This window comes from Pseudoalteromonas sp. S4492 (assembly GCF_005886115.1).
GTDB classification, from domain to species: domain Bacteria; phylum Pseudomonadota; class Gammaproteobacteria; order Enterobacterales; family Alteromonadaceae; genus Pseudoalteromonas; species Pseudoalteromonas gelatinilytica.
Genome location: NZ_PNCP01000324.1, coordinates 1 through 301, shown reverse-complemented (window position 1 = coordinate 301; position 301 = coordinate 1). Strand labels below are relative to the sequence as shown.

At 49.5% G+C, this 301-nt stretch carries 1 protein-coding gene; it reads right to left on the bottom strand.

Features of this window, described 5'->3' with window-relative positions:
• Positions 1–30 precede the first annotated feature (30 nt).
• Positions 31–301 (bottom strand): response regulator (locus CWC28_RS21725; protein WP_138625784.1); only part of this gene is annotated, 271 nt, incomplete at its 5' end.

Genomic DNA, 301 nt, shown 5'->3' with positions numbered 1-301 from the left:
CGGCCAGATAGAAATAGGATTGCTTTCGGTTCATGACGGTTCAGACCCTGAAAGATGTGCCTGATAGGTTTGCCAATAGGAGGTTAAAAGCTTGGGCAATGCTACAGGATCAAAGGGTTTCTGGATGACGCCAATAACGCCTCTGGCAAGATACTCATCGATCTCATGAGCCTGAACCCGGGCAGTCATCAGTATCACGGGGATCAGTCGGTAAGCCTCCTGCCGGGAAAGGTATTCATACACCGTTAAACCGTCCATATCTGGCATCATCACGTCCAGCAAAACCAGATCCGGTGTAACA